Raw genomic sequence first — 12,736 nt, 5'->3', positions numbered from 1 at the left:
TTTTCTCTCCTTCCAAGCAGGCGGGCCTCAGATGCCCACCACCTCGACCGAATTGTTGGGCTCCAGTGTGACGGTCCCCAGCTTGCGGATGTGGCTTTCCACCACGTCCCAAATCTGCGGCCCCTCGGTGCCCTCGTTCACGGATGCCCAGCCCGCGACCATGTAGGTCTTGGCCGGATCGATTGCTTCGCCCGTCTTGAGCAGCGTCATGTCACTGATGCGCTCGCCTTGTGGCTTGGACACATCACAGCGATAAGCCATACCCCCGATGCGCACCATGTCGCCGCCCTGTTGGTAATAGGGGTCCGGGTTAAAGATGTTGTCGGCCACGTCCTCAAGGATCACCTTGATGAATTCGCCCGTCATTTCCGAGCGGTAAGCCTCACCGTAGGTCATTGAGGTGACGTTCCAGATGTCCTCGCGGGTGATGTTATCGCCGGGGATCAGGCTCGGGCCCCAACGCACGCCGGGCGACATCGCGATGTCCGCCTCGCGTTCGGAAATCAGGGCGTCGCAGATCAGGTCATCCCAGCTGCCGTTGAAGTTGCCGCGGCGATACAGCAGCGTATCGGTCTGGCCGATCACCTCTTCCAGTTCTTCCTTGAAGGGCGCGCGCTGCTCGTCGATCACCTTGGTGACCTCGGCGTCGGGTGTGATGACATCCGAGAAAATCGGGATCAGCTTGTGGCGGAAACCCATCATCCGACCGTCGCGCACATCCAGATCGACGCGGCTGACAAATTTGCCGTTCGAGCCCGATGCAACGATGATCGTCTCGCCCACCAAGACGGGCTCGGGCAGCGCGTCATGGGTGTGGCCCGACAGGATGACGTCAATGCCGGTGACCTTGGTGGCCATCTGCTTGTCCACGTCAAAACCGTTGTGCGACAGACAAACCACCAGTTCGGCGCCCGCCGCGCGGACTTCATCCACCATGGCCTGCATGTTTTCGTCGCGGATGCCAAACGAGTATTCCGGGAACATCCAGCGCGGGTTGGCGATGGGCATATAGGGGAAGGCCTGACCAATCACCGCGATTTTCACGCCGCCACGCTCAAAGAATTTATATGGCGGGAACAGCTCGGCAGGTTCGTCCCATTCGGCGTCAAAGATGTTCTGGCCCAGCGCGGCGAAGGGCAGATTTTGAACGATCTCGGCCACGCGGTCGCTGCCAAGCGTAAACTCCCAATGGAAGGTCATCGCATCAGGCTTGAGCGCATTCATGACGTTGACCATGTCCTGGCCTTCGGTCTTGTAGCAAGTCATAGAGCCATGCCAGGTGTCGCCGCCATCCAGCAAAAGCGCATCGGGGCGATCGGCACGGATCGAGTTGATCACAGTGGCGACGCGGTCCAGTCCCCCGACTTTGCCATAAGCCTGCGCCAAGGCCGAGAAATCGCCCGAGGACAGCGCGTAATGCGACGGGCTGCCATCGTCGATGCCGTATAGTTTGCGGAAATCAGCGCCGGTCACATGCGGTACGGCGCCCTTGTTTCCGCCGACGCCGATATTGATCGACGGTTCACGGAAATAGATCGGTTTGATCTGCGCATGAATGTCGGTGATGTGAATGAGGCTCACGTTGCCGAAGGTGTCGAATTGCAGAAGCTGGTCCTGTGTCAGGCTCTGCTGAGCGGCCAGCCGGGACCAGTTGCCAAATCCAGAGGCCCCGACCATCGCCGAGGCCGCCATGGACACTTGCAGGAAATCGCGTCTTGAGATCATGGGGAGGGTCTTTCTTTGCTCACTCGCGACACACATTCGCATGTGTGAATAAGTTAAGTGGAAGAAACCCCGCGCCCCTCGCAGGACGCGGGGTTTCGGTTAGGTTCAGTTCCGAACCGAGGGGCCTTCGACCGACAGGCCGTTGCCGCGCGAAGCGACGTAAAGCTCCAGAGCGATGAACTCGTCCGAACCGGGGCTGAAGGTTTCTGCACGGGTGTCGCGCACGCAGCCCTTAAAGCGGTCTTGGATGCCGTTCAGTTTTGCGTTTTTCAGGCGATACGCCGGGAAAGCATTGATCTGCCCCTGCGACAGGTGGTCGGCGCGGATATAGTTGCCGTAGTTCTGCTCGTGGCAGTTGGCACAGGAAAGTTCCAGCTGGCCAAAGCGGGTATAGTACATTTCCTTACCCTTGGCCCAAGTCTCTGCTGCCGGGCCGTCAATGGCCACGTTCACCGGCAGACCACGCGACACGGAGGCCAGAAGTGCCTCCATATTGATGGCGTCACCGCTGTCGTATTTCCAGGCATCGGCGCCCATGCGGTTGGTCCGACAGTCATTCACCTGCATTTGCAGAGTGCGGACTTCGCCAGCGGCCTCGTTCCATTTGGGATAGACGGGCTTGACGCCAGCCATGTCCTCGGGGGCGCCGTGGCAATCCGCGCAGGATTTGCCTTCGGTGCCTTCGGCAGTCGCCCAGACGTCGCGTGCCTGATCGACGAAGATCATGCCCGGGTTGTCAAAGTCGTCCATCTCCATGGCCTGGGTGCCATCGTCGCGAAAGTGCCAGCCCGAGATGATCTCGGTCAGGTTGTCCGCATGCGCTGGCGCGGTGGTCTTGGTCACGATCTCAAGATCGCCGTTGATGACAAGCGTATCGTCATCAGCACCACCCGCCATGACCATGGGGGCGGCTAGCAGAGCGACAACAGCCGTCAGTGCCTTGAATTTCATTATATATTCCCTCCCTTTAGGCGACCTGCCCCGCCAAGATGGCAGAGCAGGTGTTTGCCATTAGCCAACCGCAACCGCATTGGTCGACTCATAGACGTCGCCGTCGTCGTCGTACCAAGTGAACTTGAACTCACCGGCTTCCGGAACGGTCGCCTCGAATTCGAAGTACGGGTTGGTCGAGATCGCAGGCTCGAGCGTGATATCGATCACGTTCTGGCCGTTGAAGTCGCAGGTAAAGCGATTGATGATCGAGCGAGGGATGATATTGCCGTCGCCGTCTTTGCGCTGACCCGATTCCATTTTGTGGGAAATCAGCGACTTGATGGTGATTGCCTCACCAGCAGCAGCTTTTTTCGGGACTTTGACGCGGGGTTTGACACCAGATGCCATTGTTCAAATCTCCTCTAACTTAGCCGCCGCAGCCGCCGATGGTGACCTTCACGGTCTTGGAAGCGCGGCCGAACGTGCCGTCCGCCAGTTGAGCGATCGCAATAACGTCCTGCGTACCGGCAAGGCGGATACGGGTCGATGCGCTCTGCGATGCCGCCAGAGGACCAAAGGTGAACTTGGCCACGCCCGGGGTCGGGTTGCCAGCTGCCAGCAGCAGGATGGCCGTTGCCCCCTCGGATGCCACGGAAATCGGAACCGTGTTGCCGTTTTCGGCGATTTCCGGGGCGTCCAAATCGACACCGCCCTCGGCAACGGCAGCACCGCCGGTGAATTCATTGATGACATCCTCCACTGCCGCATTCGCGCGGAACGGAAGGAAGGTCATCAGCGCAGCACCAGCACCGAGTGCCAGCGTTTCGCGACGAGTAAATTCCATCGTCTTTCTCCTTAGAACCTTAGTTAATCAGCTATCCTTGAGCGTCAGCAGGAAAGCGACCACATCTTCGATATCCTGCGCCGAGAGGATCGGCGGCAGGTCGCCCTTGGGGGCTTTGCCGGTATAGGCGTCACCCGGACGGATAAAGCCTTCGGTCTTGTAGAAGGCCGGCATGACCGATCCTTCGAACGTCTTTTTCGCGTTGGCGACGATACCCCGCAGTTCCGCTTCGGATCGGACATCGCCGATGCCATCGAGAACCGGGCCGACTTCGCCCTGGAACGGAACATCTGCAAGTGCCGACAATTGATGGCAGGAAACGCAGTTGCCCTGCCCCTTGTCACCCATGATCACTGCGCCGTTTGCGGCATTGCCAGGCATGCCCGACAGTGACACTTCGACTTCACCATATTCACCGAACTGAACGTCGCTGGGCGCGACCTCACCGGCGAAAGCCGTGCCTGCGATCAGCGTTGCCGCTACCGTGATTGCTGTAAGCCTCATTTTCCCTCCCTAGGCCTCGCAAAGCCCTTACGGGCCTCGCCTCCATTTTTGGCTGATGTATACCGTAGGCTACCGGATACGCGTAACGCAACAACAAATTCACAGAAGTGAATTTTTGATCCGATCGGTCGCACCTCAGTCCGTCTTTCCATCGTCGCGTTCGCGAATGCGGCGCGCGTGATACCGTTGAAAATCCTCTCCGTTATCAAGCTCGTACCGCTTCTCGTTAACCCAGGTAAACATGTCCAGCGTCGTCCCCTTGGAGAATGCACCGGGCATCACGGCAACCGCCGAATCGATGCCCGCAGCCCCCTCTGGAACCTCTTCCGGCATGAATACGATGTTCGGTGTGAACAGCACGCGCCACTTCCGAGCCAAGTCTTTTTCGGCCAGCGATTCCCCGTCGAAATCGACCACCTCGATGTCTCCGTGCAGGTTCAATTGCACGGCAAAAAAGTTCTCGGCGATGTAGTCGCGCACCTCGGGATCGGCGAAGACCTCTTCGTGCATCTTCTTGCAGTAGATGCAGCCGCGCTGTTCGACGAAAAGCACCAGACGCTTGCCTTCGGCATTCGCCTCACCGAGATCTTCGCGCAAGTCCTTGAAGGTGTCGTGGAACCACGGTTCTTTGTGCAAACCGTCATCGCCAACTTCGGCCAAAGCGGGCATGGCCATCAAAAGTGCAAGACCCGCGCCTATCCAATGTCTCATTCGGTCCTCTCCTGTTTAACTCAGCGAAGTCCAGCTGGGGAATGTATCGATCATCCACTGAGCGATCACATTAACACTGTTAGTTGCAATCAGGATTGCAAAGAGAATCAGCATCGCCCCCATGACCTTCTCAACGTACTGCAACTTGCTGCGATGCCGCGCAGTCCATTTCAGGAAGGGCCCGGAAAACAGCGCCGCGATCACGAATGGCGCGGTCATCCCGACGCCATAGACGAATAGCAAAAGCCCGCCGCGGAACACGTCGCCCATGCCGCTGGCGATCATCAGAATCGAGGCCAGCGCCGGGCCGACGCAGGGCGTCCAGCCAAAGCCAAAGGCCAGTCCCATCACATAGGCGCCCAGCACCGTGGTCGGCTCAGCCGCGCTTTCCAACCGCGCCTCGCGATACAGAAGGCCGATCTTGATGATGCCCAGAAAGTGCAAGCCAAATACAAACAGCACCGCCGCCGCGACATAGGACAGCGGTTGCTTCCAGTCCGCAAAGGCCTGCCCGATGGCCGTCGCCCCCATGCCCAACAGAACAAAGATCGTAGTGACACCGGCGGCGAAAAAGATCGCCGAGATGATCAGACGTTTCTGCGCGCCCGGAGTGATTCCGCTGTCGTCGCGCAGCTCGGACATCGAAATGCCCGCCATGTAGCACAGGTAAAACGGCACCATCGGAAGAACACAGGGCGTAAAAAAGCTCAACAGGCCCGCCAATGCTGCGCCTGCAAAAGAAATATCGAACACATGCGTGCCTTTCCTTGAACAATTCACATATTCATATTATCAATTACGTCAGTCAATAGACATTCGGTGCGCAATGGCATTCAAAGCGATCCTTCAGGCGGCGGCTCTCAGCGTTGGCATTCTCGGCACTTCGACATGGGCCGGAGAGATCCAGTTGGTAATGGTAGAACAGCCCGGCTGCGCCTACTGCGCGGCGTGGGACGATCAGATTTTCCCTGCCTATGCCAAGACCGCCGAGGGCCGCTTTGCCCCGCTGATCCGCGCCGATCTGCATATGGGCCCGCCCGAGGGGATCACCTATTCCCGGCGCGTCAACTTTACCCCGACCTTCATCCTGATTGATGACGGGGTGGAGATTGCTCGCATGGAAGGTTATGTCGGCGAAGATTTCTTTTGGCCCATTTATGCCAAACTGCTAGAAGATCACACCGATTTCGAACCGGTCACCAATTGAGGAAAAGGACGATGAGCCAAGCCCTTCCCGTTCTGCACGACGATCTCAGCGACGATGAACTCGACGCGATCGTGGAAAAAGCGACGTTGGCATCCTCTTTCCTCAAGGCCATCAGCCACGAAGGTCGCCTGATGATCCTGTGCCACCTCGTCACCGGCGAGAAATCCGTGACCGAGCTGGAAGATCTGCTTTCCGCCCGTCAGGCCGCCGTCAGCCAACAGCTGTCGCGCCTGCGTTTAGAAGGGCTGGTGATCCCCCGGCGCGAAGGCAAGGCGATTTATTACCGGCTGGCCGATGACAAGCCCCGGCAAATGCTGGAATGCGTCTACAAGCTCTTCTGCCAGGACGAAGGCTGAAACCGGCCCCTGATCCACGAGCAATCTTGCCTGATGGCCCGCAGCAGCCCATACTCGGATCTTGTCAGGTCAGGAGGAGACCCCGGCATGCTGGATATGCTTTCAGAACACCATCAGGTGGCCTTGTTTGGCCTGATCGGCGGTCTGTGTCTGGGCCTTGCTGCCCGACTGGGGCGGTTTTGCACCCTTGGCGCAATCGAAGACGCCTTGTACGGCGGATCAACCACCCGGATTCGTATGTGGGGCGTTGCCATCGGGTTTGCCATCCTTGGCAGCTTCGGACTGATGGCCACTGGGCTGCTCGAGGGAACCAGCACCTATTACCTGTCGATCCGCTGGATGCCACTTGCCTCGGTTCTGGGCGGGCTGACGTTTGGCTATGGAATGGCGCTGTCCGGGAACTGCGGCTATGGCGCGATTGCGCGTCTGGGCGGCGGCGATCTGCGGAGCTTTGTCATTGTTCTGGTGATGGGCGTGTCGACCTACGTTGTGCTGTCCGGCCCGCTGGCGCCTTTGCGCGCCATGGCGTTCCCTCAGGTTGAGGTCCACGCAGGCGAGGCCACGCCTGGCATCGCGCATTTTCTGGGATCAGCCACCGGACTGTCGGTCAACATGATCGGCATGGCCATCGGCTTGATCCTTCTGGGGTTTTCCGCCGCCTCTCGGGTGTTGTGGAAGAAACCCTCACAGGTGTTCTGGGCCGCTATTGTCGGACTTGGCGTGATCATCGGCTGGGCGGGAACCGCCTGGGTCGCGCGCACAGGCTTTGAAGGGCTGCCGGTTGTTTCGCACAGCTTTGCCGCACCTTTGGGCGAATCCATCCTGTGGTGGATGACCGGCTCGGCACGACCCTTGTCCTTTGCGGTCGGCTCGGTGGCGGGCGTCTGGGCAGGGGCCTTTGCCGGATCGTTGATCAAGGGGCATTTCCGCTGGGAAGCCTGCGAAGATCCGCGCGAATTGCGCCGCCAAATCGTCGGGGCTGCATTGATGGGCGCGGGGGCCGTCGTGGCTCTTGGCTGCTCCATAGGTCAGGGCCTCAGCGCCTTTTCCGTATTGGCCTTTTCCGCGCCAGTCACCTTTGCCGCCATCTTTGCCGGTGCGGCCCTTGGCCTACGTCAGCTGATCATAGGCTTCCAACCAGCCGAGTGAAGCGCTCAGGAAAATTCCTGAAGTCGCGCCACGTACCGCGCCAGCGTGTCGATCTCGAGGTTCACACGGTCGCCAAGCGCGACATTGCCCCAGGTGGTGACCTGCTTGGTGTGCGGAATGAAGTTGATACCGAAATCACACCCGTTCACTTCGTTGACTGTAAGCGAGGTGCCGTTCAGCGCCACCGAGCCCTTGGGCGCGATAAACCGGGCAAGGTGTTCCGGTGCGCGAAGCGTGACGCGCGTGCTGTCCCCTTCATCGCGGATCTCGATCACTTCGGCCACGCCATCCACATGCCCCGAGACGATATGCCCCCCCAGTTCGTCTCCGACCTTGAGCGCACGCTCAAGATTGATCCGACGCCCCTTGGTCCACAGGTCGAGGTTGGTTTTCGAAACCGTCTCGGCGCTGATTTCCATGTCGAACCAATCATCCCCAAGCGCGATCACCGTCAGGCAGACACCGTCACAGGCAATCGACGCACCGATCTCGATCCCCGAAGTATCGTAAGATGTGCCAATCCGGGCACGCAGGTCACCGCGCTGCTCAAGCTCGCGGATCTCGCCCATATCCGTTACGATGCCAGTGAACATGCTCTCATCTCCATGCGGAGCGCAATCCGGGCCTTATTTTTGCCGAACTGTGCCGTTAAGAATTCATTCAAGGCAAGGACATAGAACGCCACCATGAGCAACGCAACCGGCCAGCAACGGGTCTTCCTGTTCCTGCAAGGGCCGCATGGGCCCTTCTTCAACCGACTTGGCGCCATGCTGCGCAAGACGGGGGCCGAAGTATGGCGCGTGGGTTTCAACGCCGGGGATCGCGCGTTCTGGTTCCACCCCAAGACATACATCCCCTTCCGCGGCACACAGGATGATTGGCGCGCGACCTTTCTCGACCTTCTGGCCGAAAAGGGCGTGACCGATATCGTGCTGTATGGCGATGTGCGGCCGATCCACGCGCAAGCGGTGGAAGAGGCCAAAGCACGCGGGTTGATCGTCCATGTCTTTGAAGAAGGCTACATGCGCCCCTATTGGGTCACCTATGAAAGGGGCGGCTCGAACGGGCATTCCAAGCTGATGGACATGAGCGTGGCGCAGATGAAGCGCGCGCTTGAGATGTCGGATATGGAGGCCCCCCTGCCCCCGGCCCATTGGGGCGACATGCGGCACCACATCTTTTACGGCGCGCTGTACCATTGGTTCGTAATGTTCCGAAACGGCGATTATCGCAACTTTCAACCGCACCGCTCTTTGACCGTTGTTCAGGAATTCATGCTGTATCTGAAACGGCTGACCCTCATGCCCTTCACCTGGGCCGATCGCGTGGTCGCCACGACGCGGATCAGGCTGGGTGGCTTTCCCTATCATCTGGCGTTGATGCAACTGGAACATGACAGCTCGTTCCAGAAACACTCGCCCTTCACCACAATTTCCGAGTTTCTCGAACTGGTCATCGCCGGCTTTGCCGAGGGCGCGCCGGGCCACCACCATCTGGTCTTCAAGGCCCATCCACTGGAAGACGGGCGGGTGAACGTGCGCCGCAAGATCCGCGATTTTGCCAAGGCGCAGGGAGTTTCGGACAGGGTGCATTACGTGCGCGGCGGCAAGCTGGCACAGCTTTTGAACGATGCGCGTACCGCGGTCACTGTCAATTCAACCGCCGCGCAACAGGTTCTTTGGCGCGGCATTCCGCTCAAGGTTTTCGGCGACGCGGTCTATTCCAAGCCCGAGTTCGTCTCGACCCAGGCTTTGCCGGAATTCTTCAGCACACCTTCGCGTCCCAACATGCACGCCTATAAGGACTACCGCCGCTATCTGCTTGAAACTTCGCAGCTTCCCGGCGGTTTTTACTCGGCTCGCGGGCGCCGCCAATTGTTGCGGCAAGTGGTCGACATGATGCTTGCGCCAGATGATCCCTATGATGCGTTGCGGCGCGGGACCGCGGCGCCACGGCAACAGTTGCGGGTCGTGCACTAGCCTGCCCTGCCTCAAGTACTGGCGTTTTCAGTGAAAAGCCCGTACGTTAAAAGAAAAAACTGAGGCAGAACATAAGGTCGAGGAGACCGAGCAGTGAAACACTCCCCTTCCCGGTGGGCGAAGTCTGTCGCCCTACTGGCCGCAGTGTCCGTTTTGGCGTCTTGCGGCTTGCCCCGCGTGGGCCCTAACAAGCGCGAAATATTTTCTGGCTCGGTGCAGCAAGAAGGCGACGCCTTTATTGTCGCGGTCAATGATCGGGTGACGCGCACCACCGCCGTCGTCCCGGCCCTGGGCTTTTCCGAAGCCTTCAAGAACGCCGACACCCTTGGCTCCGACACCATCCGCCCCGGTGACACGCTTGGCCTGACCATTTGGGAAAACGTCGATGACGGGCTATTGTCCGGCGCGGCGGCCAACTCGACCATCCTTGAAGAAGTGCAGGTCGATGGCGCAGGTTTTATCTTTGTTCCCTATGCTGGCCGCATCAAGGCCGCTGGCAACACGCCCGAGCGTGTGCGCCAGATCATCACCTCAAAGCTGGAAGATCAGACACCGGACCCGCAAGTTCAGGTGCGCCGCGCGGCGGGTGACGGCTCGACCGTGAGCCTTGTCGGCGCAGTCGGCGGCCAGGGGGTCTTTGCAATCGAACGCCCGACCCGCACCCTTTCCACCATGTTGGCGCGCGCAGGCGGCATTACGATTCAGCCCGAGATCGCTCAGGTCAAAGTGCTGCGCGGCAACAAGACTGAAACAATCTGGTTCCAGGACCTTTATAAGCATCCGGAGTTCGACATTGCCCTGCGCGGCGGTGATCGCATTCTGGTCGAAGAGGACAGCCGCGCCTTTACCGCGCTTGGCGCCACCGGCGCGCAGGCCCGCGTTCCTTTTGAAACCCAAACGCTTAGCGCCGTCGAGGCGATTGCCCAGGTCGGCGGCTTGCTGTCCTCCTCGGCTGATCCGACGGGCGTCTTTGTTTTCCGCAATGAACCGGCAGAAATCGCCAATCAGGTCCTGGGCCGCAACGATCTGATCGGCGCGCAGCGTCTTGTCTATGTGCTTGACCTGACCCAGCCGAACGGCATGTTCATGGCACGCGATTTTGTCATTCGCGATCAGGACACCATCTACGTAACCGAGGCGCCTTTCACCCAGTGGAACAAAACCATCGCCGCGTTGACGGGAACACTGGGGGCGGTCAGCACCGTTTCCTCTGCGGCCACGACCCTTGGCGGAGGCTAACGCCCTTGCCTCACGGGTCTGACGGAACGGAAAACGCCGGGGCAGAAAACCCCCGGCGTCTTTTCATTTACAACGGCGGGTTTCTGACACAACGCCGACTACGGCGGATCCTCAGCTTGTGCGGCTACCGCCTGTCTCTTGGCCGCCCCGGGCCAGAGGATTTGGTCGGTGTTTGGGGGCAATCGCCCTATTCCCATCGCGGCGAAGCCATGGCAACCAAACACGGCACGCCATTGGTGCGGATCGAAGACGCTTTCCTGCGCTCACTATATCCGGGTAGATCCGGTGAGCCGCCTTTGGGGCTGTTGATTGACCATTCCGGGGTGCACTTCGATGGCCGCAGCCCATCGGATCTTGAAACTTTGCTGGCGACCAATCCGCTGGATGACAGCGCCCTACTGAATCGCGCACGCGGCGCCATTGCTCGCATGCGCGACGCGCAATTGTCCAAGTACAGCGCCACCCGGCTGGATCTGGAACTACCGGACCCCGGCTATGTGCTGGTGATCGACCAGACGCAAGGCGACGCGTCGGTTCGTGCCTCAGGGGCGGACCGCAACCGCTTTCTGGAAATGCTCTTCGTCGCCCGCGAAGAGCATCCCGGCGCCCGGATCGTTTTGAAAACCCACCCGGAAACCACCGCCGGCCATCGCCCTGGTCATTTTCAGGACAGCGATACAGGCGGAAACATCACGCTTTGCGATACGCCCGCGGCTCCATGGCAAATTCTGGAAGGCGCGACAGCGGTTTATACGGTGTCCTCGCAAATGGGCTTTGAAGCGATCCTCGCGGGCCACAAGCCGCGCGTTTTCGGCGCGCCGTTCTACGCAGGCTGGGGCTTGACCCAGGACGAGACACCTGTCGCCCGACGCCAACGCAACCTGACCCGCGCCCAGCTTTTTGCCGCGGCGATGATCCTCTATCCGCGTTGGTACGATCCCTACCATGATCGCCTGTGTGAGATCGAAGACGTCCTGGGCGCGCTTGAGGCCCAGACCCGCGCATGGCGCGAAGATCGGCAAGGGTGGGTCGCCGAGGGCATGCGCCTGTGGAAAAGATCGCACCTACAGAAGTTTTTTGGCAAACACCGCAGGTTGCGTTTCGAAGATGATGTGGACAAATCCCGCGCCATCGCGGAGCAGGATAGGCGCCGTCGCATGGTTTGGGCCAATAAAGCGCAGGATGACGATGCCGCGCGGGTAGAAGATGGTTTTTTACGCTCACGCGGGCTGGGCGCCGCGCTGACCCCGCCTTTGTCCTTGGTCGTGGATGATCTTGGCGTTTACTACAATCCTGCCCGCCCATCGCGGCTCGAACAGCTTATCCAACAAAGAGCGACGGATATTCGCCCGGACCAAATCGAACGTGTACATGCCCTGATATCTCGAATTGCTGTCCACAACTTGTCTAAATACAATCTATCCGGAGAGTTACCCACATTGCCCGTCGGGCATCGTATTCTTGTTCCCGGACAGGTCGAAGATGACGCCTCGATCCTCAAAGGCAGCCCGGAAATTCAGTCGAATGCCGAGCTGTTGCGCCTGACCCGCAAGGCCAACCCGGATGCCGTGCTTTTGTGGAAACCTCACCCGGATGTAGAGGCGGGGTTGCGCAGCGGCCATGTGGAGAACCCCGAACTTTGGGCCGATCTGACCCTGTCGAACGCGCCCATCGCCCCGCTACTGGATCACGTCGATGAAGTCTGGACCCTAACTTCGCTGACCGGGTTCGAAGCGCTCCTGCGGGACTGTCGCGTGACCACCCTGGGTGTACCGTTTTATGCCGGATGGGGGCTGACTCAGGACAAGGGGCCAATCCCAGACCGCAGGCTGATCGGCCCGCGCCCCAGTCTCGAAGCCTTGGTTCACGCCACCCTGATTGACTATCCCAGATATCGCGATCCGCGCAGCGGTCTGCCTTGTCCGGTCGAAGTCATCGTCGACCGCCTTGAAGCAAACGACCTGCCCAAGCCGGGGCCGTTCAACCGAAGCCTTTCGAAACTGCAGGGACTATTCGCCAGCCGGGCGCATCTGTGGCGGAACTGAAGGGCTTGGCGTCACAGGTTTGGCCACTTGGTTAAGCTGCGTTA

14 protein-coding genes are annotated in these 12,736 nt (G+C 59.6%); 6 read left to right on the top strand and 8 right to left on the bottom strand.

The window, feature by feature from the left end; translation table 11 throughout:
* Positions 1-27 precede the first annotated feature (27 nt).
* The 7 genes from soxB to ACOYQJ_RS19415 form a co-directional block, all read right to left on the bottom strand.
* Positions 28-1,725, bottom strand: a complete 1,698-nt coding sequence (gene soxB / locus ACOYQJ_RS19445; protein ID WP_422907667.1) for a thiosulfohydrolase SoxB — start codon at positions 1,723-1,725, stop codon at positions 28-30.
* A gap of 105 nt (positions 1,726-1,830) precedes the next feature.
* Positions 1,831-2,676 (bottom strand): sulfur oxidation c-type cytochrome SoxA, encoded by an 846-nt coding sequence (gene soxA, locus ACOYQJ_RS19440; protein WP_422907666.1) that lies wholly within the window; start codon positions 2,674-2,676, stop codon positions 1,831-1,833.
* A gap of 60 nt (positions 2,677-2,736) precedes the next feature.
* The gene (gene soxZ / locus ACOYQJ_RS19435) at positions 2,737-3,066 is read right to left on the bottom strand and encodes a thiosulfate oxidation carrier complex protein SoxZ (RefSeq protein WP_422907665.1); all 330 of its coding nucleotides are present in this window, start codon (positions 3,064-3,066) and stop codon (positions 2,737-2,739) included.
* A 19-nt stretch (positions 3,067-3,085) separates the two neighbouring features.
* On the bottom strand, positions 3,086-3,502 hold the full coding sequence (gene soxY / locus ACOYQJ_RS19430) for a thiosulfate oxidation carrier protein SoxY (RefSeq protein WP_422907664.1): 417 nt from the start codon (positions 3,500-3,502) through the stop codon (positions 3,086-3,088).
* 27 nt (positions 3,503-3,529) lie between these two features.
* Positions 3,530-4,006, bottom strand: coding sequence for a sulfur oxidation c-type cytochrome SoxX (gene soxX / locus ACOYQJ_RS19425; RefSeq protein WP_422907663.1), 477 nt, complete (start codon positions 4,004-4,006; stop codon positions 3,530-3,532).
* Between the two features lie 135 nt (positions 4,007-4,141).
* Entirely contained in the window at positions 4,142-4,717 is a 576-nt protein-coding gene (locus tag ACOYQJ_RS19420; protein ID WP_422907662.1) for a thioredoxin family protein, read from the bottom strand.
* A gap of 15 nt (positions 4,718-4,732) precedes the next feature.
* Entirely contained in the window at positions 4,733-5,470 is a 738-nt protein-coding gene (locus ACOYQJ_RS19415; protein WP_422907661.1) for a cytochrome c biogenesis CcdA family protein, read from the bottom strand.
* Between the two features lie 73 nt (positions 5,471-5,543).
* Between ACOYQJ_RS19415 and ACOYQJ_RS19410 the strand changes: the two genes are divergently transcribed.
* The 3 genes from ACOYQJ_RS19410 (at position 5,544) to ACOYQJ_RS19400 (ending at position 7,429) form a co-directional block, all read left to right on the top strand.
* Positions 5,544-5,924: a thioredoxin fold domain-containing protein gene (locus tag ACOYQJ_RS19410; protein ID WP_422907660.1), complete on the top strand. Its 381-nt coding sequence runs from the start codon at positions 5,544-5,546 to the stop codon at positions 5,922-5,924.
* An 11-nt stretch (positions 5,925-5,935) separates the two neighbouring features.
* Positions 5,936-6,280, top strand: a complete 345-nt coding sequence (locus tag ACOYQJ_RS19405) for an ArsR/SmtB family transcription factor (protein WP_422907659.1) — start codon at positions 5,936-5,938, stop codon at positions 6,278-6,280.
* An 87-nt stretch (positions 6,281-6,367) separates the two neighbouring features.
* Positions 6,368-7,429, top strand: coding sequence for a YeeE/YedE family protein (locus tag ACOYQJ_RS19400; protein WP_422907658.1), 1,062 nt, complete (start codon positions 6,368-6,370; stop codon positions 7,427-7,429).
* A gap of 5 nt (positions 7,430-7,434) precedes the next feature.
* Here ACOYQJ_RS19400 and ACOYQJ_RS19395 read toward each other — a convergent pair whose 3' ends face one another.
* Positions 7,435-8,022: a riboflavin synthase gene (locus tag ACOYQJ_RS19395; protein WP_422907657.1), complete on the bottom strand. Its 588-nt coding sequence runs from the start codon at positions 8,020-8,022 to the stop codon at positions 7,435-7,437.
* 93 nt (positions 8,023-8,115) lie between these two features.
* On the opposite strand from ACOYQJ_RS19395, the gene ACOYQJ_RS19390 reads away from it, so the two are divergent.
* From ACOYQJ_RS19390 to ACOYQJ_RS19380, 3 genes are all read left to right on the top strand, one after another.
* Complete coding sequence (locus ACOYQJ_RS19390; protein ID WP_422907656.1) at positions 8,116-9,408, top strand: capsule polysaccharide biogenesis protein; 1,293 nt, start codon at positions 8,116-8,118, stop codon at positions 9,406-9,408.
* A 93-nt stretch (positions 9,409-9,501) separates the two neighbouring features.
* Positions 9,502-10,647: a polysaccharide biosynthesis/export family protein gene (locus ACOYQJ_RS19385; protein ID WP_422907655.1), complete on the top strand. Its 1,146-nt coding sequence runs from the start codon at positions 9,502-9,504 to the stop codon at positions 10,645-10,647.
* A 5-nt stretch (positions 10,648-10,652) separates the two neighbouring features.
* A complete protein-coding gene (locus tag ACOYQJ_RS19380; protein WP_422907654.1) occupies positions 10,653-12,692 on the top strand; it encodes a capsule polysaccharide biogenesis protein in 2,040 nt (679 codons plus the stop codon).
* Positions 12,693-12,736: the final 44 nt, after the last annotated feature.

Origin of the sequence: Pacificoceanicola algae (genome assembly GCF_049341065.1) — a bacterium.
GTDB lineage: Bacteria > Pseudomonadota > Alphaproteobacteria > Rhodobacterales > Rhodobacteraceae > Pacificoceanicola.
The sequence above is the reverse complement of the archived record's forward strand: the minus strand, read 5'-3'. Positions and strand labels throughout refer to the sequence as shown.